The organism is Nocardia sp. NPDC046763 (assembly GCF_040645495.1).
In the GTDB taxonomy this organism is placed as follows: domain Bacteria; phylum Actinomycetota; class Actinomycetes; order Mycobacteriales; family Mycobacteriaceae; genus Nocardia.
In genome coordinates this window covers 97,286-119,989 of sequence record NZ_JBEYYI010000024.1, presented here as the reverse complement: position 1 = coordinate 119,989, position 22,704 = coordinate 97,286, and the positions used below count along the sequence as shown (strand labels likewise).

The following is a 22,704-nucleotide window of genomic DNA, read 5'->3' as shown; positions in this document are numbered from 1 at the left end:
GGAGGGCTCGGCATGGCTGATCAGGCTCGAGCACGCCGACTCGCGAAGCGCATCTCGTCCATCGTCGCAACGGCGATCGAATACGAGATCAAGGATCCGCGACTGCGGTTCGTCACCATCACCGACGCCAAGGTGACCGGTGACCTACGCGAGGCGACCATCTACTACACCGTCATGGGCGAGACCATCGACGCCGAACCCGATTACGCGGAAGCCTCCGCCGGTCTGTCGAAGGCCGCCGGGATTCTGCGGTCCAAGGTCGGCGCGGGCACCGGGGTGAAGTTCACCCCGACGCTGGCGTTCAAGCTCGACACCGTGCCCGACGCGGCCCGCGAGATGGAGGAGTTGCTGGCCAAGGCCCGCGCCTCCGACGCGCGCGTGGCGCAGGTTGCGGTCGGCGCGAACTACGCCGGTGAGGCGGACCCGTACAAGTCGGACGAGGACGAGGAAGACGACGAAGCCTGACCACGCCGTGACCCCCGTCGATGTCACCCCCGCCGTCGAGGTTCTCGAGGCCGCGAAATCGGTGACGATTCTCTGCCACATCCAGCCCGATGCCGATACCGTCGGCAGCGGGCTGGCCTTGGCGCAGGTACTGCGCCGGCGCGGGGTCCCGGTCGTCGTCTCCTTCGCCGAACCGGCGGAGCTGCCGGTCTCCATGCGGTCACTGCCCGGCACCGAGCTGCTGGTGTCACCCGATCGGGTGCCGCGTGAGGTCGATGTGCTGGTCTCGGTGGATTGCGGTGCCGCCGGTCGCCTCGGCGCGCTGCGTGACCGATTGACCGGTGCCACAACCACTTTGGTCATCGACCACCACCGCTCCAACACCCGCTTCGGCGACGTCGATGTCGTGGACGAGGCCGCCGAGTCCACGGCGGGCGTGATCGCCCGCATCCTGGACGCCTGGGGCGAGCCCATCGACCGCGATATCGCGCACTGCCTCTACGCCGGATTGGTCACCGACACCGGCTCTTTCAAGTGGGTCCGCGCCGGCTCCCACGCGCTGGCCGAACGTCTCCTGGCCACCGGCATCGACGGCGCGACCATCACCCGCACATTGATGGACACCCACCCCTTCGCCTGGCTGCCCATGCTCTCCCGAGTCCTGGCCTCCGCCCAGCTGATTCCGGATGCGGCGAACGGCGCGGGCCTGGTCTACGCGGTAGTCCGCCGTGAAGACACCGAAGCCGTGCGCTCGGAAGAGGTAGAGAGCGTCATCGACCTGATCCGAACCACCGCCGAGGCCCAAGTCGCCGCGGTCTTCAAGGAATCGCGCGTCGAACCCGAACACTGGACGGTCTCGTTGCGCTCCCACGCCAACGACGACGGCACCCCCGGCGTCGACGTATCTCGCGTCGGCGCCGCCCTCGGCGGCGGCGGACACCGCTACGCCGCAGGCTATTCCACCGCCGGCCCGGTCTCCGACCTCGTCGCGAACCTCCTGCGCGAACTCGCCCACCCGTAACCCCTTGCGGCACCGCGCCGACGAGAACGGGTTGCCGGTTGGCGGTTAGAGGAGTTTCCAAGCGCCGGTGAGGGTTTCGCGGAGGATCTGTTCGATTTCCTCGAAGTGGGTGCGGTCGCAGATCAGTGGGGGTGCGAACTGGATGACGGGTTCGGCGCGGTCGTCGGCTCGGCAGTAGAGGCCGTGGGCGAAGAGTTGCTTGGATAGATATTCGCGGAGGATTCGGGTGGATTCCTCGGGGGTGAAGCGTTCCTTGGTGGATTTGTCCTTCACCAGTTCCACGGCCCAGAAGTAGCCCGTGCCCCGGACCTCGCCGACGATGGGGAGGTCGGTGAGCTTTTCGAGGGTGGTGCGGAAGCGGTCTTCGTTGGTCCGGACGTGCTCGTAGAGGTTTTCGCCTTCGAGGATGTCCAGGTTGGCCAGGGCCACTGCGCAGGAGACCGGGTGGCCGCCGTAGGTGGAGCCGTGCATGAAGGGGGTTTCGGTGCGGTGGAAGGGTTCTGCGAGGCGATCGCTGATGAGGACCGCGCCGAGCGGTGCGTAGCCGGAGGTGAGTCCCTTGGCGGTGGTGATCATATCGGGCTGGTAGCCGAAACGTTGTGCGCCGAAAGGGGTTCCGAGGCGACCGAACGCGCAGATGACCTCGTCGGAGACCAGCAGGACATCGTGCCGGTCGCAGATTTCGCGGACGCGCTGGAAGTAGCCGGGTGGCGGGACGAAGCAGCCGCCGGTGTTCTGGACGGGTTCGAGGAAGACCGCGGCGACGGTTTCGGGGCCTTCGAAGAGGATGGCTTCCTCGATGCGGTCGGCGGCCCAGAGGGCGTAGGCCGCATAGTCGTCGGCGTGTTCGGTGGCGCGGTAGAAGTTGGTGTTGGGGACACGCTGGGTACTGGGGACCAGTGGCTCGAAAGGTGCTTTCGCGCCGGGGATTCCGGTGATCGACAGGGCGCCGAGGGAGGTGCCGTGGTACGCCATTGAGCGGCTGATCACCTTGTGCTTGGTGGGCTGCCCGGACAGCTTGAAGTACTGGCGGGCGAGTTTCCATGCGGTTTCGACGGATTCGCCGCCGCCGACGGTGAAGAACACGCGCTCGAGGTCACCGGGCGCGGAGGCGGCCAGCCGGTCGGCCAGTTCGATGGCCGGCGGATGGCCGTAGCCCCAGAGCGGAAAGTAGGGCAGCTCGCGCATTTGGCGGGCCGCCGCCTCGGCCAGCTCCGCGCGGCCGTGGCCGACCTGGACGGCGAACAGCCCGGCGAGCCCGTCCAAGTAGCGCTTGCCCTTGTCATCGAAGAGATATGCGCCCTCCCCTCGGACGATCAGGGGTGCGTCGGCTTCGTCGCGCCCATTGTGGGTGGCGAAGTGCATCCACAGGTGATCGCGCAACACCCGCGGCGCGGCGGCAGCGGCGGCGAACGATCGAGGCTCGGCGGTGGCGGTCATGGAAGGACTCCTCGAAGAAGGGGGTACAAACAATTGCGACTGATTCGGTCGGGCAGGGGCGCACCGCTGTCGGGACGCGCCCCTGCCCGCTGCGGCTAGCTATCGAATCCCAGACCCGTGTAATCGAGGGTCTTCAACCACAGGTTCCGCCGACCCTGATGCTTGTCGGCACGCGCCATCGACCATCGGGTGAGCTGAATTCCCGCCGACCGCAACGGTTCCGGCGGCAGCGGCAGCGGGCGCGATCGCACCATGCGCAGTCGGGTGCGCTCGGTGTCGAGCCCGTAGAGCCGGTCCAGCATGACCTCCGCGCCGAAGCGGGTCGCGCCCACCCCGAGCCCGGTGTACCCGACGGCGTAGGCGAGTCGCCCTCGGTACGCCGAGCCGAAGAACGCGCAGAATCGCCCGCAGGTGTCGATGACGCCGCCCCAGCGGTGGGTGAAGCGCAGCCCGTCCAATTGCGGGAAGGTCTGGAAGAAGTGCCGGGCCAGGGTTTCGAAGGTGGCCTCGTTGTATTCCAGTGCGGGCGCGATCCTTCCGCCGAAGTGGTAGATCGCGTCATAGCCGCCGAACAGAATGCGATTATCACTGGTCAGGCGGTAGTAGTGGAAGCGGTACGAGGCGTCGCCGAGGCCCATGCGCGCGCCCCAGCCGATGGCGTCCAGCTGTTCGGCGGACAGCGGCTCGGTCATGAGAGCGTAGTCGTAGACCGGTACCACGTGCCGTGACACCTTCGGTAGTGGGCCCGCGAATGCGCTGGTGCACAAGGCGACTCGGGGCGCACGGATCTCGCCGTGTGGCGTGTGCATGGTCAGCGTGCCGCCGTGTGAACGCGAAATGCGCTGCACGGGTGTGCCTTCGTAGATTCGTACGCCCGACTCCAGGCAGGCGCGGCGCAGGCCCCAGGCCAGCCGCGCGGGGTCGAGCATCGCGACGCCGTCGCGATCCCACCACCCGCCTAGATAGGTCGGTGAATGTACGAGGTTCTGCACCTCGGACGCGTCCAGGAGTTCGCTGCGGTAGCCGAGAGCGGCTGTCGCGTCATGACTTTCCCGCAGCCATTCGAGCTCGTGCGGCGCCGTGGCGACCTCCATTTCGCCGGTGCGCCGGAAGTCGCAGTCGATGCGGTAGCGGCGCACGGCATCCTCGATGGCGTCGAGATTGGCGCGGCCGAGCCGTTCCAGGTCGGCGATCTCCTCAGGGAACCGGTCGACGCCATTGGTGAGACCGTGGGTGAGGCTGGCGGCGCAGAAGCCGCCGTTGCGGCCGGAGGCGGCGTGACCGCACAGGGCCGATTCGACGAGCACCACATCGGTGCGCGGGTCTCTTTCCTTGGCCAGCAACGCTGTCCACAGTCCGCTGTAGCCGCCGCCGATGACGGCCAGGTCGGCGTCGGTGGCGGTGGTGAGCGGGTCGGTGGGTGCGGGCCGCTCGGCCCGGTCGGTCCAGTACGGCGTCGGCGCTGCATCCGCGAGGGCCGACGCCCACAGTTTGCTTCCTTTGGTCTGCATGACCGATCAACTCCTTTTCTCTTGCCCGGCGGACCGGCCGCCGAGACCGATAACAACGAACGCCAGTGAAATCAGGAAGGTCGCACTGGCGACGGCGTTGACTTGTGGTGGAATGCCGCGCAGATTGATGCCCCAGATGTACATGGGGAAGGTCAGATCCGTTCCGGCGGTGAAATTGGTGACCACGAAATCGTCGAAGGACAACGAGAAGGCCAGCAGCGCGGCGGCCGCGATGCCCGGCCATGCCAAGGGCAGGACGATGGACCGGAACGCTTGCGCCGGCGTCGCGTACAGGTCCATGGCCGCCTCCTGCAGCCTCGGATCCAGCCCGGCCAGGCGGGCTTTCACGGTCACCACCACGAACGACAGGCAGAACATGATGTGTGCGAGCAGGATCGCCCAGAACCCCAGTGGGATGCCGAAACCCAGGAACAGCGTCAGCAGTGACGAGCCCATGACGATCTCGGGCGTGGCCATGGGCAGGAAGATGAGCGCCTGCACCGAGGTCCGGCCGCGGAATCGATACCGGACCAGCGCGAACGCGATTCCGGTGCCGAGCGCGGTCGCGACGACGGCCGCCAGCACCCCGATGATCAGGCTCATGACCAAGGCATCGCGCAGCCCGGCCGGGCCGAACATATCGGTCCAGTTGTGCCAGGTGAAGTGGAAGTCGGCCATGTCGAGGACATAGGTGGTGTTGCGGCTGCCGGGCTGGTTGAACGACAGCAGCAGCACGACCGCGATCGGGGCGAGCAAGTAGGCGAGGATCGCAAAGCCCAGCAGCAGCACCCAGTTGGCGCGCAACCAGCGGATCATCACACCACCTCGTCGGTGTCGGTCTTGCGCAGGTAGGCCAGCACCAGCACCAGGATCACGGCCATGAGCACGACCGACAGCGCCGATCCGACCGGCAGGTCCTTCACCACCAGCAGCCGCGACTGGATCACATTGCCGATCATGGTCGTTCGCGTATTGCCCAGCAGTTGCGCGTTGACGTAGTCGCCGGTGGCAGGCACGAAGGTGAGCAGGGTGCCCGCGACAATGCCCGGCATGGTCAGCGGCAGCGTTACGCGCGCGAAGGTGCGCACCGGTCCATGTGCCAGATCCGCCGATGCCTCCAGCAGCCGCGAATCGAGTTTGTCGAGGCTGGCGTAGAGCGGCAGCACCATGAACGGCAGGAAGTTGTACACCAATCCGGCGATCACCGCCACGGGCGTGGCCAGCAGCCGTCCGTCGGGACCGAGCAGATGCACGGCCCTGAGCAGCCCCACCAGCTCACCGGTATCGGCCAGGATGGCCTTCCACGCGAACGTGCGGATCAGGAAGCTCGTGAACAGCGGCGCGACAACGGCTATGAGCAGCAGGTGCTTCCACCGCCCGGCCTTGAGCGCGATGGCATAGGCGAGCGGATAGCCGAGCAGCACACACAGCACGGTGCAGATCAGCGAATACGCGAACGACCGCAGCATCTGCTCGTGGTAGAGGTCCCAGGCGTAGCCGAAGTTGTCCAGTGAGAACGTTTGCGCGTACCCGTTTTCGACGGACCCGGTGCGGTCGTACATGCTCGCGGCCAGCAACTGCACGGTGGGCACCGCGAAGAACACCACCAGGAACAGCACACCGGGCGCGAGCAGCAAATACGGTGTGACACCCGGTTTTCCGCGCGGTGCGGCGACGGGCGCGGCGGCAGTGCCCGCCGGGATGACGGCCGCCATTACGGCCGTCCCAGCAGGAAGGCATGCGCCGGATCCCAGTGCACCGCCACCTGCGCGCCCGGCCGGATCGCCGCGCCCGAGCCCGCATTGGGCACATGCGCGCACAGTTCCTGGCCCCAGGTCGAACTCACCAGATACTGCGTGGAGACGCCCAGGAAGATGGTGTCGGTGACGATGCCGGTCACACTGACCCGGCCGAGCGGGAGATGCTCGGGATCGGTTGTCAGGCCCAGCTTTTCGGGCCTGATCCCGAGCAGCACCGGGCCGGAGGTGACGCGGCAGCGCTGGGCGGGGACGCCGAGTCGATGGCCGTGCGCCTCGATGCTCACCGTTTCCCCGCCGCCGGTCGCCGTGGCCTCGATGAGGTTCGACTGCCCCAGAAAGTTGGCCACGAACGCGCTCGCCGGAAAGTCGTAGATGTCCTGTGGCGCACCGGATTGTTCGAGCTTTCCGCCGTTCATCACCGCTACGGTGTCGGCCATGCTCATGGCCTCCTCCTGATCGTGGGTGATGTGCACGAAGGTGATGCCGACCTCGTTCTGCAAGCGCTTGAGCTCGAGCTGCATCTGCCGGCGCAGCTTCAAATCCAGTGCGCCCAAGGGCTCGTCGAGCAGCAGCACCTCGGGACGGTTCACCAGGGCGCGCGCCAGCGCGACCCGCTGCTGCTGGCCGCCGGACAGCTGCGCGGGTTTGCGCTCGCCGAAGCCCTCCAGCTGCACCAGTTTCAGCATCTGATCGCTCTGCTGCCGCGCGGCCGTCTTGCCGATTCCCTTGCGGCGCAGGCCGTATCCCACATTCTCTGCCACGCTCAGATGCGGGAAGAGCGCGTAGCTCTGGAACACCGTGTTGATCGGCCGCCGATACGGGCGCGATCGCGTGATATCGCTGTCGCCCAGCATGATTCGTCCGGCCGTCGGTTCGTCGAGGCCCGCGATCATGCGCAAGGCGGTGGTCTTGCCGCAACCGGAGGCGCCCAGCACCGCGAAGAACGAGCCGTCGGGAATGGTGAGGGTCAGGTCCGAGACCGCGGTGAAATCGGCGAAACTCTTGGTGACGCCCTCGAGGCGTAAGTCCTGGTCGGTCATATCACGCGCCCGTCAGGGCCTGGAATTTGGCCTGATAGGCCTTCTCCTTGGCTTCGTCGAGCGACATGAAGATCTGGAGCTTCTGCTGCGTCGCGGTGTCGGGGAAGATGAGCGGGTTCTGGGCCAGCACCGGATCGAACTTGGCCATTTCCTCCTGCGCGCCGGCCACCGGGCAGACGTAGTGCACGAAGGCGGCCAGCTTGGCGGCGACGGCCGGATCGTAGTAATAGTCCAGCAGGGCCATGGAATTCGCGGCGTGCGGGCTGGTCACCGGCAGCATGGCATTGTCGGAGTACAGCACGGGGCCCTCGTCCGGATTGATGAACTTGATCTTCGGATCCTGGGCGGTGAGCTGGATGACATCACCCGACCACGCCATGCACGCGGCGATATCGCCCTTGGCCAGATCCTGCACGTAGTCATTGCCGGTGAATTTGCGCACGTGCCCGGATTGCACGGCCTTCTGCAGTTTGGCCAGTGCGTTGTCGTAGTCGTCGTCCGTGAACTGTGCGGCGCTCTTGCCGAGGGAATGCAGCATCAGGCCCATGGTGTCGGGCATCTCGGTCAGGCAGGTCACTCTGCCCGCGAGGTCGGGGCGGGTCAGCAGTTCGTCGATGGTCCGGATCTCACCTGTCACATGGGTATTCACGCCGATGCCGACCAGACCGGACTGCCACGGCACCAGGTGATCATTGGCCGGGTCGATGCTCTGCCCGCGCAGCATGGGATGCAGATTGCGCACGAAGTTGGGCATCTTCGAGGTGTCGAGCTTCTGGGTGTAGCCCTGTCGCACTACGCGCACGGCGGTGGAATCCGAGAGCACGATGATGTCGCGGTCGATGCTCTTGCAGGAGCTCAGCTGTGCGCCGACCTTGCCCCAGAACTCGTTGTTGTCATTGATATCGGCGACATAGTCGACCTTGATGCCGGTCTTGGCGGTGAAAGCCGCCATGGTGGGGTGGATTTCGGCATTGGACGCGTCCTCGTCCAGGTAGCCGGGCCAGTTGGAGAAGGCGATGGTCTTCTCGGTGGCCGAGGTGTCGGCGGGGATGGCGCAGGCCAGTTCGCCGTTCTTGGACGAGCCCTTGGTGCCGCAGGCGGCGAGCGCGCCGCCGAGTGCCAGCAGTGCGCCGCCGCGCAGCAGGCCGCGGCGGGTGGGCCGGGGGGACAACGGGCCCCGCGGGGATTGCAGGGAGTCGGAGGGATTCATGCGGAACGCACCTTCACACGAGGGGAGAACGAGTACGCGGTGGTCTGCGCGTGAAGTGAATACTTCCGTAATTCTGTTACATGGCAAGTGAATCCGTTGAAAAATCCACGTTACTCAACGAAATTAGTTGTCAACACGCGAAAATGGTGCGGACATGCCTGTGCGGGCGGACCCGGCGGGTCCGCCCTCGCGGGTCGGGAGATGCTTATTCGGTGCGGACGATCACGTCATGTGATCGGCCGAATACTCGGCCGCCAGGTCCGCGGCGCGCTCGCCGAGCGGCCGCGCCCAGCCATGCATGATGTCGGATCGCTCGCCTGGAGTCTTACCCGCCCACGCCGGAAACGCCGCACGCGCGGCGGCGACTTCGACGTCGGTGGCGTCGGCTCCCACGCCAGTGGCGATCACCGCGCCGGTCGCGGGTTCGGTGATAGTCAGTGGCGCACCGGATCCGGTGCGGCGCTCACCACCGATGTACTGCAGTTCTTGCTGAGTCAACTGCACTCCTACTTTGGTTTTGTGCGGTGGCAAACCAACTCTCGCGTCCTGCGGTAATCACTCTCACACCGTTTCCGTGCTCCCGCATCCGGTGTTCGAGTCAGCGGGAATGCGCAGGGTGCGAGGGGTACGCCGACGCGCCCGCCCAGGTCGCCGGCACGACCTGGGACAGGCGCGCAGTGGCAGGGGGCCACGGCAGCCCGTGTCCCACTCTTGCGCATGCTTACACGTGCGGGCCCCGACGATCAGTAGGAATATTCGGCCTTCGCCTTGCGATCCGTCGGTTGTGCGTGGATGCTGCCGTCGGTCGGGCAGTTCATATATTCGGGCGCGGCCGCGGGGACGTGCCGGGTGCGCCGTGGCGGAAAACGGGCTGGTGGCGGGCGTGGTGCGGGAGAGCGCGGGCATGCGGGCGGTGCAGCGCGGTGGCTTCGGGGCGTCGAGTCGGTGTGGGATGGTGAGCGGATGAGCGGTACTGAGGTGTTCGACGGCGCGGGGGAGGATCCGGGATCTCTGGCGACGGCTCGGGGAGGCGAGGCCGCGGCGGCCGGGCCGCGCCGGATTCTCGGGATCGCGATTCCTACGCTCGGGGTGCTGGTCGCGGAGCCGATCTATCTGCTGTTCGATATGGCCGTGGTGGGGCGGCTGGGGGCTTTGGCGCTGGCCGGGCTGGCGGTGGGCGGTTTGATACTGGCGCAGGTCAGTTCGCAGTTGACGTTCCTGAGTTATGGGACGACGGCTCGGGCGGCGCGGCGGCACGGGGCGGGGGATGAGCGCGGGGCCATGATCGAGGGGGTGCAGGCGAGCTGGATCGCGGTGGGTGCGGGGTTGGCGATCGTGCTGGTGGTGCAGATCTTTGCGGGGCCGATCACGCGGGCCATTGCGGGTGGGGATGACATTGCGCGGGCGGCGGAGTCGTGGGTGCGGATCGCGTTGTTCGGGGTGCCGCTGATCCTGTTGTCGATGGCGGGGAACGGGTGGACGCGCGGGGTGCAGCAGACTCGGCGGCCGCTGATGTATGTGGTTGCGGGGCTGGTGGTTTCGGGGGTGCTGTGCCCGACGCTGGTGCACGGGCTGCTGGGGGCGCCGCGAATGGAGCTGGAGGGGTCGGCGGTCGCGAATCTGGTGGGGCAGTCGATTTCCGGTGCGCTGTTCGTGAGTGCGCTGTGGCGGGCGAAAGTGCCGCTCGCACCGCATGTCGAGATCATGAAGGCGCAGTTGGTGCTGGGGCGGGATCTGATCGTGCGGAGCCTGGCGTTCCAGGCGTCGTTCGTGTCGGCGGCGGCGGTGGCTTCGCGGTTCGGGGCGGCATCGGTGGCGGCGCATCAGCTGGTGCTGCAGATCTGGAATTTCCTTGCGCTGACCCTGGATTCGCTGGCGATCGCGGCGCAGACCCTGGTGGGCGCGGCGCTGGGAGCCGGGAACGCGCGCGGCGCTCAGGGTCTGGCGCGGCGGATCACGGGCTGGTCGACGGTCTTCTCGGTGCTGCTGGCGGCGGTGTTCGCGGCCGGATACCCGGTGATCCCGCGCTTGTTCACCGATGATCCGTCGGTGCTGGATCGCACCCACGTGGTGTGGTGGTTCTTCGTCGCCATGATCCCGGTGGCGGGCGTGGTGTTCGCGCTCGACGGCGTGCTGCTCGGCGCCGGCGATGCCGCGTTCCTGCGCAATGCCACGCTGGGGTCGGCGCTGCTGGGGTTCCTGCCGATGATCTGGCTGTCGCTGGCCTGCGACTGGGGGATCGGCGGAATCTGGACCGGGCTGGTCGCTTTCATGCTGCTGCGCCTGGTCGCCGTCAGCTGGCGGGCGCTGTCCGGACGCTGGGCGCGGGTGGGGGCCGAGGTGCCGCGCCGCGCCGCTTAGGAGAAATGCGCTCGGCGGCAGCGGATTCGGCGGCCGAGGCGGAGAATGCGCCTCGGCCGCCGTGGAGCTAGTCGGCCGCGCCGTTCGCCTGGGCGGCGGCCTGCCTTGCGAGGTTCTCGGCGACCTCGGCCTGCCAGTTCTCATTGGCGTGGGTGGTGTCGACCTCGTATTCGAACCGGTCGGTCATCTCCGGCTTCACGTCGGCGACATCGACATAGAACTGCTCGTACCACCGCCGGTGCTGGTAGACCGGCCCATCCTCCTGCGTCAGCAGCGGATTGTCGATGCGGGTCTTGTGTTTCCAGATCTCCACGTCCTGCAGGAATCCGACGCCGAAGCTCTTGCCGAACGCCTTGGCCAGCTTCTCCGACTTCTCCGGCGGCAGGCCCTTGATGCGCTGCACGCTCACACCCCACTGCAGGACGAAGGAATTGTGCGTCACCGGGTAGTGGCAGTTGATGAGCACCACCTCGACGGTGTTGTCGCCGAAGTCGTTGTGCAGGGTGTTGATCATGTAGGACGGCCCGTAATACGAAGCCTCCGAACGCAACAGCGACATCTCCTGCGAGTAGTTCGACTTCGCGTGCACGTCCGGCCGCCCCTTGGAGTGCAGGAACTGCGTCGCGACGTGCCCCTCGAACACATTCTTGAAGTACACCGGGTACGCGTAGTGGATGTAGAAGAAGTGCGCCATATCGACGTTGTTGTCGATGATTTCGCGGCAGTGCGCGCCCTCGATGAGCAGGGTGTTCCAGTCCCAGTCGCTCCACTCGTCGGTGTCGATGCCCTCGATGTGCGGGATCGCGACCTCCGGCGGCGGCGGGTTGCCCTCGGGATCGTTCCAGACGAAGAACTGCCCGTTCTCCTCGCAGGTGATCCAGGATCGGGTGCGCGCCAACGGCGGAACGCGGCGCGCATAGGGAATGGCGGCGCATTTACCGTCGCCGCGCCAGCGCCAATCGTGGAAGGGGCAGGCGATATTGTCGTCCTTGACGCTGCCGTAGGCGAGGTCCGCGCCCATGTGCCGGCAGTACCCGTCGAGAGCGTGCAGCTCGCCCTTGCTGTCGGACCAGATCACCAGTTTGGTGCCGAAGGCGTTGACCGAGTGGGGTTTTCCGTCCCGGAAGCTCTCGGCCAGCCCGAGACAGTGCCAGCCCCGGGCGAATCGGGTCATCGGCTCACCGACATCGATGCTGCGATACTGCTGTCTCATGTGCGTCCTCCGCGATTGATGATCGGCGCCATCACGTCGGGCAGCAGCCGGCTGAGCCCGATGATGAGGCGGTTGTAGGCGGGAAAACTGATGTACTGCTTGTTCTTCGCCACGCCTTCGAGGATGGTGTCGGCGGCGGCGAGCGGCTTCACCTTGGCGAAGGGCAGCTTGTCGATGGAGGCGCGATAGTCGTAGCCGGGCAGGTTCACGGCACTGTCGAAGATGCCGGTGTCGACCACGCCGGGCAGCACCACGCTGACCTTGATGCCGTGTTCGGCGGCCTCGGCGCGCAGCGCGGTGCTCAGGCCGACCACGGCGTGCTTGGTGGCGGTGTAGGCGACCGATCGCGCCACCGGCAGGACGCCCGCGCTGCTGGCGGTATTGACGATGTGCCCGCCGCCCTGGTCGAGCATGCGCGCGTAGGCGAGCTGGGTGCCGTGCACGACACCCCAGAAGTTGACGTCGACGATCTGGTTCCAGGCGATGTCGGTCATCTTGGCGAAATCGCCGCCGACCACGATGCCGGCATTGTTGAACATGAAGTCGAGCCGCCCGTGCTCGGCGACGGCCCGCTCGACCACGTCCGCGAGGGCCTCGCGGTCGGTGACGTCGGCGACCATGGTGGTGAGGTCGCCGGCGCTGCTCGCGGCCAGGGAATCCAGGCCCGCCACCGCGCGGTCGACGGCGTAGACGCACGCGCCGCGCTGCAGCAACCGGGTCACGAGCGCCCTCCCCATGCCGGAGGCGGCACCCGTGACAATCGCGGTGGCGGCGGAGTAGGTCATGAGCCCGAGGTTAAGCACTTGTGCTTACTGGAACAAGTGTCAGTTTCGGGCGGCGGGGCGATCAGGCCCTGCGATACCGGCGCACAACGACTTTCGCGGGCCGGATGGATCGATCTCCTATCGTCAGCCCCGGCTGGATGACCGACTCCACGGTCCGGTCGGCGGCCGGATCATCGGTGTCGGTGAGCTCGGCGGCCTCCATGGTGTCCGGATCGAAGTCCGTGCCCCGGAACGGCGTCACCAGCTCACCGCCCCGCTCGGCCAGCATGCGCTCGACCCGGCGGCTCATGGTCTCGAAGCCCTGGCGGTCCGGCTCCGAATCGGTAGTGGAGGCGAAGGTCTGGGCCAGGCCGTGCAGGGCGAACAGGTCGCGGATCAGGGGTGCCTCGGTTTCGGCCCGCTCGTCCCGGATCTTCAGTTTCGCCTCGTCGGCCAGTCGCTCGATGGTGGCGGCCTGCCGGGCGATGACGCGGGCCAGGTCGTCGATGCGTTCGGTGATGCGGTCGAGCGTCGTGGCCGGTAGGTCGGTCGGGGCGGGCACTGCGGACAGAACCGGGAGGGTGGCCGCCGGGGCTGGATCGGTCATGCTCGAACGATAGACCTGGTGGTCGGTCCCGGCTGCTACCATCGCCGCCATGGGGGTCTATGGAATCGATCTGGGCACAACGAATTCCGCAATTGCGGCAATTGACGCAGATGGCCGGCCGGAGGTGCTGATCGGGCTCAATGGAGATCCGACCGTCCCGTCTGTTGTCTTGTTCGCCTCCGCCACCGACCATGTGGTGGGGGAGGGCGCGCGCCGGCAGGCCCGCCTGGATCCCGACCACGTGTGCACGCTGGTGAAACGCCGCATGGGGGACGCGGAGTGGCGGTTCGGCGCGCACGGGCAGCTGTGGTCGGCGCCCGCGGTCTCCTCCCTCATTCTGAAAAGCCTTGCCGCCGATGCCGAATTCGCGGGCGGCGAACCGGTGCGACGGGTGGTGATCACGGTGCCCGCCTACTTCGGCGACGAGGAGCGCCGGGCCACCATCCAGGCCGGCACCTACGCCGGATTCGAGGTGGCGGGTGTGCTGTCCGAGCCCATCGCGGCGGCGCTGTCCTACGGTTTCGGGCGGCTGGACGGTGCCATCGAGATCGGTGCGTCGCCGGCGCGCGAGACCGTGCTGGTCTACGACCTCGGCGGCGGCACCTTCGATGCCACCGTCATCGAACTGGCCGACCGGCGCATCTCGGTGCTGGCGGTCGAGGGCGATCATCAGCTCGGCGGCGCGGACTGGGACGAGCGGCTGGCGCTGCACCTGTCCCAGCGGTTCTGTGCCGCCAATCCGGATGCCGAAGACCCCCTGGACGATTCGGTCGGCTCGCAGCTGCTGGTGCTGGCGGCCGAGCAGGCCAAACGCGAGCTCACCACCGCCGACAGCACCGAGGTGGTGATCGCGCACGACGGCGCCCGGGCGGTGATCCCGCTGACCCGCGCCGAGCTCGAGGCCATGACCGCCTCGCTCATGCGGCGCACGGTGGACCTCACCAGGGCGGTGCTGGCCGCTGCCGGGCAGCGCGGGGTCCGGCAGGTGGATCGGCTGCTGCTGGTGGGCGGCTCGTCGCGGATGCCGATGGTGGCCGAGCAGTTGCACAAGGAATTCGGGCTGACCGGTGAGCTGCGCGATCCGGATCTGTCGGTGGCGCGCGGGGCCGCGCTCTACGGCGAGAAGCTGGAGATGGAGCGGCTGGTGGCCGCGGATCTGGTGACCCGTGGGCGACTACGCGGCGGCGCGGGGCTGAGCGAGGCCGATCCGGGTGATCTGGAGGCCTCGCTGGCGCGGGTGGCCGATTCGTTCGGGCAGCCGGTGAGCCTGGTGCGCCGCATGATCGAGATCCAGGTGGACACGGTGGTGTCGCGTGGATTCGGGGTGCTGGCGCTGGATCCGTTCAACGGGCTGGCGGCGAGCTGGCTGGTGCATCGCAATCAGACTCTGCCCATTCGCGTGCGGCGGTCCTACGGGACGGTACGGGCGGACCAGGATCAGATCGAGCTGACCATCGTGGAGCAGCAGGGGCAGGCGGCGTCGACCCGGCCCGAGGACACGAAGGTGTTGGTGGAGGGCAGGATTCGGGACATTCCACCCGGGTATCCGGAGGGTAGTGAAGTCCGGGTGACCTTCGAGATGGGATTCGACGGGGTGCTGCACGTGACCGCCTACCATGTGGATGCCGATCTGCCGCTGATGCTTTCGGTGCAGACCGGGGCCACCCTGTCGCAGGCGGATGTGGAGCGCGAGCTGGATCAGTTGCAGCGCACCCGCCGCCGCAACTCCTGACCGGGATACGCTGTCCGACGACAAGCCATGCATGCCTTCGATTCCAATGACTACCGCAAACGCGTCCTCGCCGCCGTCGAACGCCGGGGCGGGCTCGGGGAGTCGGATACCTTCGAGCTGTACGACATTCCGCTCGCGGAGGCCGCGCGGCTGAGCGACGCCGAGGTGGCGGCGCGGGTCGAGGCGGTCTGGACGCTCTGGCAGAAGCTGCGCGACCATCCCAAGTACCGGGTGCTGGCCGGGCTGCTGGTGGACGCGCACGCCGAGCTCTCGGAACCCTTGCTGCACACCGGTTCCCGGCTCGTCGAGGCGGATCGGGTAACGCAGTTGCGGGCCCGGCGGGAGGCCGAGCGCTACGAGATGCTCGACGCCGCCATCGAGCGGCTGGTGGCGCGGCACGGCGGCATTCCCGCCGCCAAGATCCCCGGCCTCGAGGACATCGGCCGCATGGGCGGGCTGACCGTGGCCGAGATCGCCGCCCGGGTGCGACGCCACCGCATCGTCGACGAGGCGCCCGCGCCGGCGCCCGCCGCGCCCACGCTGAGTGCCGAACGCCGCCGGCAGATCCGCGCGCTCCTCGCCGAATACGAGCGCCTGCTCCCCGGCGATCCGGTCCCCACCCTGCTGGCCCTGCTCGGCATGGAATTCGCCGCCGCCCACCACACCAACGAGATCCGCCTGCGCGCCGGCGCCCTGCGCGCCCGCACCCGCGAACTCCCGCCCGGCCGGGTCCGCGTGGTCCTCGACGAGCTCCTCATCCATATCGGCGACCTCCTCGAGCCCGGCGGTGCCCCGGTCGACGCCTACCTCCTCGCCGTCACCGAGACGGTCACCGATCAGCTCCGCCCCCAGGTCCGTGCCGCCGTACTCGTCGAAGACCTCCTGGTAGCAGCGGATTTCGACTACCTGCTCGGCGTGGCCATCGCCGCCGGCCTCGACCGCGCCGCCGCCGAACGCATCCTCATCACCCTCGCCGACGAACTCGGCACCACCGTCGAAGGCCGCGAACACCTCGCCGCCCCGCCCCGCCCCGGTGGTCCCGTGCAGACCAGCTCCGCCACAACGACTTCGACCCAACCTGCCGGGAATGGTGCTCCGCCAGGGACCGACGCGGCCGCCGAATCCGGCGCTGGCCGAAATTCCGCGGACGCGACTGGCGAGCGGGGAACATCGACTGCCTCAGCGACCGCCGGACGCGAATTCGGTCGCGATCCCGCCGGCACGGGCGACGCCTCGGGAACCGGTGGCGGGCCACGGTATTCGGGCGGTGGCGCAACTGCTCCAGGTCGTGGAGAGGCCCCGGCGGCGGCGCAGTGGCAGCGGACGCCCTACACGGGCGGGGCGGCCGGTGCGGGTGCCGGGCGGCCGTGGGAGGCGGCATTGCGGGCGGCGCGGGCCTCGTTGCGGGCGGGACGGCCCAGGGAGGCAGCCGGATTCGTCACGGATGCGCGGCGCGGTGTCGGGGACGACAGTCTGGGGGCGCGGTCGGTGCGGGCGGTCGGGGAAGAGGTCGAGCGGGTGCTGGCGGCGGCGGCCGTGCATTGGCGGGCGGCCGTGTCCTGTTGTGTGGGGCGGCGGTTCGTGGAGGCACTGGGCGAGCATCTGGATTTTCTGGACCGGCGGGCGGCGGATGTGCCCAATCCGGATCCGCGGGGAGCGAGCCGGGAGTTGCTGATCGGGCGGGCACGGGCGGCGGTGATGGAGGCGGGGCGGCTGTTCGAGGCGCTGCCGTCGGATCCGGGACTGCGCATGCAGGCCGTGCGGGCCGTGCTCGAAGTGTGCACCGACCATGCCGAGGCGCTGGCGGCGCTGGCCGAACTGCAGGTGGGCGCGCCGGGAGCGGTGACGGCGAGCCGCAAGCCGGACGGCACGGTGGTGATCACCTGGCTCCCGTCGCGGACCCCGCGGGTGGAGTACCGGGTCACGCGACTGCTGGCCGACGGGTCGTGGCGGGTGGTGGGCCGCACCCGCGGTACCGCGCTGGAGGACGGCGGGGCGCTGACCGGACCGGTGCCGGTGTACGGGGTGGTTGCGTCCGTCTCCGGCCGGGCCTCCGAAATGGCCCGGTCCGATGGGGATTCGGACCGCGATTCGGCCCAGGGTGGTGAGCCGGATGCGGTAGGCCGCGGGCCGGACGGCGAACCGCCCAGCGGTATGCCCACCCCGCGCAGCCTGACCGAACAGCGCGGGCTGCTGGTCTTCGAATGGCCGATCGGCATCACCGAGGTGATGGTGGTGGCCCGCCCCGACGCCCCGCCGGCGGATCCCGAGGATCCCCGGGCGCGCCGGTGGAAGGTCACCAATATGCGCTACGAGATCGACGGCGGGGTGCGGATCCCGTCCGAGATCCCACGGCCCTGTCACGTGGCCGTGGCTTCCTGCCGGCGCGATGCCACCGGAATTCTCACTGTCGCGGCTGGATTCGGACCGAACGCCCGGATTCGCTGGGTGCGCTGAGAGCCGCTGTGGCCCCGCATGGGAATCTGGTGGGGGCCGGGTCTGTTGCTGCGAGGACCGGTCGCGAACAGAGAGGCGGAGCTGGGTGATTCCGAAGTTGATGGCGGTGAGCGACATCCATGTCGGTCATCAGGGCAACAAACCGGTGGTCGAGGCGATCCGCGCGGATTCCCCCGAGGACTGGCTCATCCTGGCCGGTGACGTCGGCGAGAAGACCGATGACATCCGCTGGGCCCTGGAGACCCTGCGCGGCCGCTTCGCCAAGGTCATCTGGGTGCCCGGCAATCACGAATTGTGGACCACCGCAAAGGATCCCGTGCAGATGCACGGCGCGGCCCGCTACGACTACCTGGTCTCGCTGTGCCGTGACGTGGACGTCGTCACGCCGGAGGACCCGTTCCCGGTGTGGGAGGGCGCGGGCGCGGAGGAGTTCGGCGGCGCGGTCACCCTGGCCCCGCTGTTCATGCTCTACGACTACTCCTGGCTGCCGGACGGCGCGAAGACCAAGGCCGAGGGCCTGGCCATCGCCAAGGACCGCAATGTGGTGGCCACCGACGAGTTCCTGCTCTCCGCCGAGCCGTACCTGACGCGCGACGCCTGGTGCCACGCCCGCGTCCAGTACACCCAGCGCCGCCTCGACGCCCTGCCCGCCGACACCCCCCTGGTGCTGATCAACCACTTCCCGCTGCTACGCAAGCCGGTCGACATGATGTGGTACCCGGAGTTCGCCCTGTGGTGCGGCACCGACCTCACCTCCGACTGGCACACCAGCTACAACGTGGTCTGCGCCGTCTACGGCCACCTCCACATTCCCCGAACCACCTGGTACGACGGCGTCCGCTTCGAAGAGGTCTCCCTCGGCTACCCCCGCGAATGGCAGCGCCGCGGCCTCCCGGACAAGCTCCTCCGCCAGATCCTCCCCGTCCCCGACTACGGCGACACCCTCAACGAGTGGGGTGGCCACTTCAAGATCACCCCCGAAATGCAGGCCGCCGCCCTGAAGATGAAGGAAGCCGCCGAACGCCGCCGCGGCCTGGCCTGACACCCGCGCCGCGGCGCAGATCATTGCGGAGGCGGGTGACGCGCCGGGCCGGCCGCATGCCGAGGCGGCCGGCCCGATTCACCGGTGAGACACCGGTTTTCAGAGTAGGTGTTCAATGCGCACCGGGAAGTCTCGGATGCGTTTGCCGGTGGCGTGCGCGATCGCGTTCACGATGGCGGCGGCCGCGCCGATCATGCCCAGCTCGCCGAGCCCCTTCACACCCAGCGGGTTGACGATCGGGTCGTTGACCTTCACGAAGGAGATGTCGACCTCCGGTGCGTCGGCATTGACGGGCAGCAGATATTCCAGCAGCGACGGATTGGCCCACGCACCGGTCCGCGCATCCGGCACCGTCGCCTCCAGCAGCGCCTGCGACAGCCCCCAGTTCATGCCGCCCAGCACCTGGCTGCGCGCCAGCTTGGCATTGAGCACCCGCCCGGGCGCGAAGGTCCCCACCATGCGCCGAACCCGGACCAGCCCGAGCTCCGGATCCACCGCGACCTCGGCGAACTGCGCGCCGAAACTGATGCGCCCGAACGGCAGATCGCCGGTGGGCGGGTGCCAGGTGCCGATGGTCTCCAGGTCGGTGAGATGGTGCCGGGTCAGCAGCGCCGAATATGTCTCGCCGACAGCGGGATTGAAGCGCACCCGCAGTCGCCCGCCGCGCGCCTCGATCTCCGGGGCGATCCGCCCGTGCAACGGTGATTCCGGATCGCCGATCGCGAGCGCGATCAACTGCCCGCGCAGATCGGTGCACGCGGTGTGCACAGCCGCGCTGATCATGCCCGCACCCATCGATCCGACGGCCGCCGCGATGTTCGGGTAGTCGGTGTCGCCGATATCGACTCGGATGCGGTCGAATTCGATGCCCAGGGCGTCCCCGGCGACCTGCGCCATGGCGGTGGCCACGCCGGTGCCGAAGTCCTGGGTGCCCGCCTGCACGATCAGCGCCCCGTCGGCGAGCAGTCGCGCATGGGCGCGCTGCGGCTGTCCCGGCTCGTACACCGGGTATCCGGCGGTGGCCATGCCCCAGCCCAGCAGCCAGTGGCCGTCGGCGCGCGGGGCGCCGCGCCCGGTCTCGCCTGACCAGCCGAAGCGTTCGGCGGCGGTGCGCACACATTCGGCGTACCCGTCGGAGCTCCACGGATGCCCGCTCGCCGGGTCGATGGTGGCGTGATTGTGCAGCCGTAATGCCATGGGGTCCATGCCGATGTCGGCGGCCAGCTCGTCGACGGCGCACTCCATGGCGAGCATGCCGGAGGCCTCGCCGGGCCCGCGCATGAACGTCGGCGACATGAGGTTGCCCCGAATGAGGCGATACTGCCCGTCCCAGTGCGGAATCGCGTACGCCTGCCCGGCCACACCCAGTGACACTTCGGTCCAGTCGTCGAACGGTGAGGTGACCGACAGTTTGTGGTGCCGCAGCCCGGTGAAGGTCCCCTTGCCGTCGCAGGTCAGCGTGACCCGCTGCTCCTGTTCCTCCCGCAATCCGGTGCCGTAGAACATCTGCTCGCGGGTGAGCACCACCTTGACCGGTCGGCCCAGTTCCCGGGCGAGCATGGGCGCGAGCGTGACATGCGGCCAGATCAGTGCCTTGCCGCCGAAGCCGCCGCCCACGTAGTGCGCGACCACTCGCACATTCGCGGGTGAGATGCCCAGGTACGCGGCCACCGTGGCCTGGGTGGCGCTCACGCCCTGGGTGGCGTCGTACACGGTGACGGTGTCGCCGTCCCAGCTCGCCGCGGTGGCCGAGCATTCGATGGGATTGTGGTGGTTGGCGGCGAAATGGTAAGTGGCGTCGACCGTGTGGGCCGCGGTGTCGGCCGCCATCTCGAAGTCCCCGCGCGACTGCACGGCCGGGACGAGACCGCAGTACACCGTCTTCGGCTGATACTGCGCCTCGCGTCCGTCCTCGAGCCGGATGAGCGGCTGCTGTGCGTCGTAGCCGGCCGTCACGAGCCCCGCCGCGTGCTGGGCGCACTCGAAGGTATCCGCGACCACCACGGCGATCGGCTGGCCGTAGTAGTGAATCGTGGTGTCCTGCAAGGGGAAGAAGGTCTGCCCGGGCGCGGGCCCGCCGAAGCCGGACGGCCACTGCGGCGGGATGGCCGCCACCCTCGGCAGGTTCTCGTGCGTGTACACCGCGACCGCCCCCGCCGCGAGCGCAGGTCCACCATCGATGGAAAGCACTGTGCCGCTGCCGATCCGCGCGCCCACGATCACCGCGTGCGCCAGCCCGGGCAATGGCACCTCGGCGGTGTACTGCGCCGCACCGGTGACCTTGGCGCGCCCGTCGACGCGATCGAATCCCTGACCGATCAGCGGCCGGGCCGCGGTGGCCGTCATCGCGTCGCTCCCGAATGCGGCTGCGGTGACACCGTTTCCAGCGCCCGCACCAGCGTCCGCCGCGCCAGCTCGGCCTTGAACGCGTTCATCGGATGCGAGGTGTCCGCGCCCTGCAGCTCGGTCGCGGCGGCTTTGTCGAAGTTCTCCCGGGTCGCGGACACCCCGATCAGCATCTGCTCGGCGATCCGGGCCCGCCACGGCTTGGTCGCGATACCGCCCAGCCCGATCCGCACCTCCAGCACCGTGCCGTCGGCGACGCTCAGCGCGACCGCCGCCGAGGCGAGCGCGAACTCGTAGGACTCCCGGTCGCGCACCTTCAGATAGTGCGAGTTGCGGGCGAACGGCAATGCGGGCACATCGATACGGGTGATCAGTTCGTCGGGGGCGATCGGATGCTCGAGCTGCGGCGTGCGGCCGGGCAGCAGGAAGAAGTCGTCGAAGGCGATCGTGCGTTCCCCGCGCGGACCCCACACGGTGACCGTCGCCTCCAGGGCCGTCAGCGGGACCGCCACATCCGAGGGATGGGTGGCGAAGCACCGCTGCCCGGTCCCGAGAATCGCGTGCCCCCGGTGCAATCCGTCGATCGCATCGCATCCCGACCCGGGATCGCGCTTGTCGCAGGCGCTTGCGGGATCCCGGAAATACGAGCACCGCACCTTCTGCATGAGGTTGCCGCCCATGGTCGCCATGTTCCGCAGCTGCGCCGAAGCCCCCTGGCGCAGCGCCTGCGACAGGAACGGATAGCGTTCGGCCACACCGGGTTCCACCGCCACCTCGCTCATGGTGGCGAGCGCGCCGATGCGCAGCCCGCCGTCGTCGGTGTGCTGGATTCCGCCCAGCGGCAGCCAGGTGATGTCCACGACATTGTCCGGTTCCAGCGCGCCGGTGCGCAGCAGGTCCACCAGGGTGGTGCCGCCCGCCAGGAAAACCGTTGCGGGCCTGGAGGTCACGGTGCTCACCGCCTGTTCGACGGTGGTCGGCCGGGCGTAGGAGATGGGTTTCACGGCAGCTCACCGTCCTCGCGCCGCAGGGCATCCCGGCCCTGGCAGACGGCCTCCCGGATGTTCTGGTAGGCCGCGCACCGGCAGATATTGCCGCTCATCCACTCCGCGATCTCGGCCTCGGATTCGGCGTGGCCCTCCTCGACGCATTTGATGGCCGACATGATCTGGCCGGGAGTGCAGTAGCCGCACTGGAATCCGTCGGCCGCCAGGAACGCCTGCTGCATCGGATGCAGCCGGTCCCCGTCGGCCACGCCCTCGATGGTGGTGATCTCGCGGCCCTCGGCGGCCAGCGCCAGGGTCAGGCAGGCCAGCACCCGCCGATTGTCGATCCACACCGTGCAGGCCCCGCAGGCGCCCTGGTCGCAGCCCTTCTTGGTGCCGGTCAGGTGCAGATGCTCGCGCAGCGCGTCCAGCAGGCTGGTGCGGGGTTCGAGCACCGTGTAGTGGTCGTGGCCGTTGACGCGCAGGGTGGTCATGGTGCGGGTGGGCCCGATGAATCCGGCCGGCGCGGGGCCGGTCCGTTTCGATGGTTCGACGGTCATATCGCGCCTCCTGCCTCGCGGACTCGCCGGGGCGTGCCGCGATGGTTGCGGACTGCGGATTGGATATGAGCTGGCAAAAGCCTAGCAACGGACCCGCGGCGGTGTCCGGCGAAGAACGCTCCCCGGGTGAACGGCGGAGCGGTCCGCGCCTGCCCGGTAGGCTCGATTCGGCAGTGCCGGAAGCGAGCAGGAGGCGGGTCATCGAGGAGC

19 protein-coding genes are annotated in these 22,704 nt (G+C 68.5%); 6 read left to right on the top strand and 13 right to left on the bottom strand.

Going from position 1 to position 22,704, the window contains the following annotated elements:
- Positions 1-12 precede the first annotated feature (12 nt).
- Both rbfA and ABZ909_RS31910 read left to right on the top strand, forming a co-directional pair.
- Positions 13-465: a 30S ribosome-binding factor RbfA gene (gene rbfA, locus ABZ909_RS31915; protein ID WP_357007027.1), complete on the top strand. Its 453-nt coding sequence runs from the start codon at positions 13-15 to the stop codon at positions 463-465.
- A 7-nt stretch (positions 466-472) separates the two neighbouring features.
- Entirely contained in the window at positions 473-1,465 is a 993-nt protein-coding gene (locus ABZ909_RS31910) for a bifunctional oligoribonuclease/PAP phosphatase NrnA (protein WP_357007024.1), read from the top strand.
- A gap of 45 nt (positions 1,466-1,510) precedes the next feature.
- Here the strand turns inward: ABZ909_RS31910 and ABZ909_RS31905 are convergent, their stop codons facing one another.
- From ABZ909_RS31905 to ABZ909_RS31875, 7 genes are all read right to left on the bottom strand, one after another.
- On the bottom strand, positions 1,511-2,905 hold the full coding sequence (locus tag ABZ909_RS31905; RefSeq protein WP_357007021.1) for an aspartate aminotransferase family protein: 1,395 nt from the start codon (positions 2,903-2,905) through the stop codon (positions 1,511-1,513).
- A gap of 95 nt (positions 2,906-3,000) precedes the next feature.
- Entirely contained in the window at positions 3,001-4,416 is a 1,416-nt protein-coding gene (locus ABZ909_RS31900; RefSeq protein ID WP_357007018.1) for an FAD-dependent oxidoreductase, read from the bottom strand.
- Between the two features lie 6 nt (positions 4,417-4,422).
- On the bottom strand, positions 4,423-5,232 hold the full coding sequence (locus tag ABZ909_RS31895) for an ABC transporter permease (protein WP_357007015.1): 810 nt from the start codon (positions 5,230-5,232) through the stop codon (positions 4,423-4,425).
- The gene (locus ABZ909_RS31890) at positions 5,232-6,131 is read right to left on the bottom strand and encodes an ABC transporter permease (protein ID WP_357007012.1); all 900 of its coding nucleotides are present in this window, start codon (positions 6,129-6,131) and stop codon (positions 5,232-5,234) included. The genes ABZ909_RS31895 and ABZ909_RS31890 overlap by 1 nt, the downstream gene beginning before the upstream one ends.
- The gene (locus tag ABZ909_RS31885) at positions 6,131-7,216 is read right to left on the bottom strand and encodes an ABC transporter ATP-binding protein (protein WP_357007009.1); all 1,086 of its coding nucleotides are present in this window, start codon (positions 7,214-7,216) and stop codon (positions 6,131-6,133) included. The genes ABZ909_RS31890 and ABZ909_RS31885 overlap by 1 nt, the downstream gene beginning before the upstream one ends.
- Before the next feature lies 1 nt (position 7,217).
- Positions 7,218-8,426 (bottom strand): spermidine/putrescine ABC transporter substrate-binding protein, encoded by a 1,209-nt coding sequence (locus tag ABZ909_RS31880; RefSeq protein ID WP_357007006.1) that lies wholly within the window; start codon positions 8,424-8,426, stop codon positions 7,218-7,220.
- 222 nt (positions 8,427-8,648) lie between these two features.
- Complete coding sequence (locus ABZ909_RS31875) at positions 8,649-8,924, bottom strand: aldehyde dehydrogenase family protein (RefSeq protein WP_357007004.1); 276 nt, start codon at positions 8,922-8,924, stop codon at positions 8,649-8,651.
- A 465-nt stretch (positions 8,925-9,389) separates the two neighbouring features.
- Between ABZ909_RS31875 and ABZ909_RS31870 the strand changes: the two genes are divergently transcribed.
- A complete protein-coding gene (locus ABZ909_RS31870; RefSeq protein WP_357007001.1) occupies positions 9,390-10,787 on the top strand; it encodes an MATE family efflux transporter in 1,398 nt (465 codons plus the stop codon).
- 67 nt (positions 10,788-10,854) lie between these two features.
- Here ABZ909_RS31870 and ABZ909_RS31865 read toward each other — a convergent pair whose 3' ends face one another.
- The 3 genes from ABZ909_RS31865 to grpE all read right to left on the bottom strand — a co-directional run bounded on the left by ABZ909_RS31865 (position 10,855) and on the right by grpE (position 13,371).
- Complete coding sequence (locus ABZ909_RS31865; protein ID WP_357006998.1) at positions 10,855-12,000, bottom strand: Rieske 2Fe-2S domain-containing protein; 1,146 nt, start codon at positions 11,998-12,000, stop codon at positions 10,855-10,857.
- Positions 11,997-12,785, bottom strand: a complete 789-nt coding sequence (locus tag ABZ909_RS31860; protein WP_357006995.1) for an SDR family oxidoreductase — start codon at positions 12,783-12,785, stop codon at positions 11,997-11,999. The genes ABZ909_RS31865 and ABZ909_RS31860 overlap by 4 nt, the downstream gene beginning before the upstream one ends.
- Before the next feature lie 61 nt (positions 12,786-12,846).
- A complete protein-coding gene (gene grpE, locus ABZ909_RS31855; RefSeq protein ID WP_357006993.1) occupies positions 12,847-13,371 on the bottom strand; it encodes a nucleotide exchange factor GrpE in 525 nt (174 codons plus the stop codon).
- Between the two features lie 49 nt (positions 13,372-13,420).
- Between grpE and ABZ909_RS31850 the strand changes: the two genes are divergently transcribed.
- The 3 genes from ABZ909_RS31850 to ABZ909_RS31840 all read left to right on the top strand — a co-directional run bounded on the left by ABZ909_RS31850 (position 13,421) and on the right by ABZ909_RS31840 (position 18,602).
- Positions 13,421-15,103: an Hsp70 family protein gene (locus ABZ909_RS31850; protein WP_357006990.1), complete on the top strand. Its 1,683-nt coding sequence runs from the start codon at positions 13,421-13,423 to the stop codon at positions 15,101-15,103.
- A gap of 27 nt (positions 15,104-15,130) precedes the next feature.
- A complete protein-coding gene (locus ABZ909_RS31845) occupies positions 15,131-17,560 on the top strand; it encodes an Ig-like domain repeat protein (protein ID WP_357006987.1) in 2,430 nt (809 codons plus the stop codon).
- Positions 17,561-17,645: 85 nt separating this feature from the next.
- Positions 17,646-18,602: a metallophosphoesterase gene (locus ABZ909_RS31840; RefSeq protein WP_357006984.1), complete on the top strand. Its 957-nt coding sequence runs from the start codon at positions 17,646-17,648 to the stop codon at positions 18,600-18,602.
- Between the two features lie 99 nt (positions 18,603-18,701).
- Here ABZ909_RS31840 and ABZ909_RS31835 read toward each other — a convergent pair whose 3' ends face one another.
- The 3 genes from ABZ909_RS31835 to ABZ909_RS31825 are packed head-to-tail and all read right to left on the bottom strand — an operon-like array spanning position 18,702 to position 22,428.
- Positions 18,702-20,948 (bottom strand): xanthine dehydrogenase family protein molybdopterin-binding subunit, encoded by a 2,247-nt coding sequence (locus ABZ909_RS31835; protein ID WP_357006982.1) that lies wholly within the window; start codon positions 20,946-20,948, stop codon positions 18,702-18,704.
- The gene (locus ABZ909_RS31830; protein WP_357006980.1) at positions 20,945-21,952 is read right to left on the bottom strand and encodes a xanthine dehydrogenase family protein subunit M; all 1,008 of its coding nucleotides are present in this window, start codon (positions 21,950-21,952) and stop codon (positions 20,945-20,947) included. The genes ABZ909_RS31835 and ABZ909_RS31830 overlap by 4 nt, the downstream gene beginning before the upstream one ends.
- On the bottom strand, positions 21,949-22,428 hold the full coding sequence (locus tag ABZ909_RS31825; RefSeq protein WP_357007116.1) for a (2Fe-2S)-binding protein: 480 nt from the start codon (positions 22,426-22,428) through the stop codon (positions 21,949-21,951). The genes ABZ909_RS31830 and ABZ909_RS31825 overlap by 4 nt, the downstream gene beginning before the upstream one ends.
- Positions 22,429-22,704: the final 276 nt, after the last annotated feature.

Excerpts from the sequence above, each read along its gene's own strand:
- rbfA (WP_357007027.1), top strand. The coding sequence starts at position 13 with ATGGCTGATCAGGCTCGAGCACGCCGACTCGCGAAGCGCATCTCGTCC.
- ABZ909_RS31905 (WP_357007021.1), bottom strand. The coding sequence starts at position 2,905 with ATGACCGCCACCGCCGAGCCTCGATCGTTCGCCGCCGCTGCCGCCGCG.
- ABZ909_RS31900 (WP_357007018.1), bottom strand. The coding sequence starts at position 4,416 with ATGCAGACCAAAGGAAGCAAACTGTGGGCGTCGGCCCTCGCGGATGCA.
- ABZ909_RS31895 (WP_357007015.1), bottom strand. The coding sequence starts at position 5,232 with ATGATCCGCTGGTTGCGCGCCAACTGGGTGCTGCTGCTGGGCTTTGCG.
- ABZ909_RS31890 (WP_357007012.1), bottom strand. The coding sequence starts at position 6,131 with ATGGCGGCCGTCATCCCGGCGGGCACTGCCGCCGCGCCCGTCGCCGCA.
- ABZ909_RS31885 (WP_357007009.1), bottom strand. The coding sequence starts at position 7,216 with ATGACCGACCAGGACTTACGCCTCGAGGGCGTCACCAAGAGTTTCGCC.
- ABZ909_RS31880 (WP_357007006.1), bottom strand. The coding sequence starts at position 8,426 with ATGAATCCCTCCGACTCCCTGCAATCCCCGCGGGGCCCGTTGTCCCCC.
- ABZ909_RS31870 (WP_357007001.1), top strand. The coding sequence starts at position 9,390 with ATGAGCGGTACTGAGGTGTTCGACGGCGCGGGGGAGGATCCGGGATCT.
- ABZ909_RS31865 (WP_357006998.1), bottom strand. The coding sequence starts at position 12,000 with ATGAGACAGCAGTATCGCAGCATCGATGTCGGTGAGCCGATGACCCGA.
- ABZ909_RS31860 (WP_357006995.1), bottom strand. The coding sequence starts at position 12,785 with ATGACCTACTCCGCCGCCACCGCGATTGTCACGGGTGCCGCCTCCGGC.
- grpE (WP_357006993.1), bottom strand. The coding sequence starts at position 13,371 with ATGACCGATCCAGCCCCGGCGGCCACCCTCCCGGTTCTGTCCGCAGTG.
- ABZ909_RS31850 (WP_357006990.1), top strand. The coding sequence starts at position 13,421 with ATGGGGGTCTATGGAATCGATCTGGGCACAACGAATTCCGCAATTGCG.
- ABZ909_RS31845 (WP_357006987.1), top strand. The coding sequence starts at position 15,131 with ATGCATGCCTTCGATTCCAATGACTACCGCAAACGCGTCCTCGCCGCC.
- ABZ909_RS31835 (WP_357006982.1), bottom strand. The coding sequence starts at position 20,948 with ATGACGGCCACCGCGGCCCGGCCGCTGATCGGTCAGGGATTCGATCGC.
- ABZ909_RS31825 (WP_357007116.1), bottom strand. The coding sequence starts at position 22,428 with ATGACCACCCTGCGCGTCAACGGCCACGACCACTACACGGTGCTCGAA.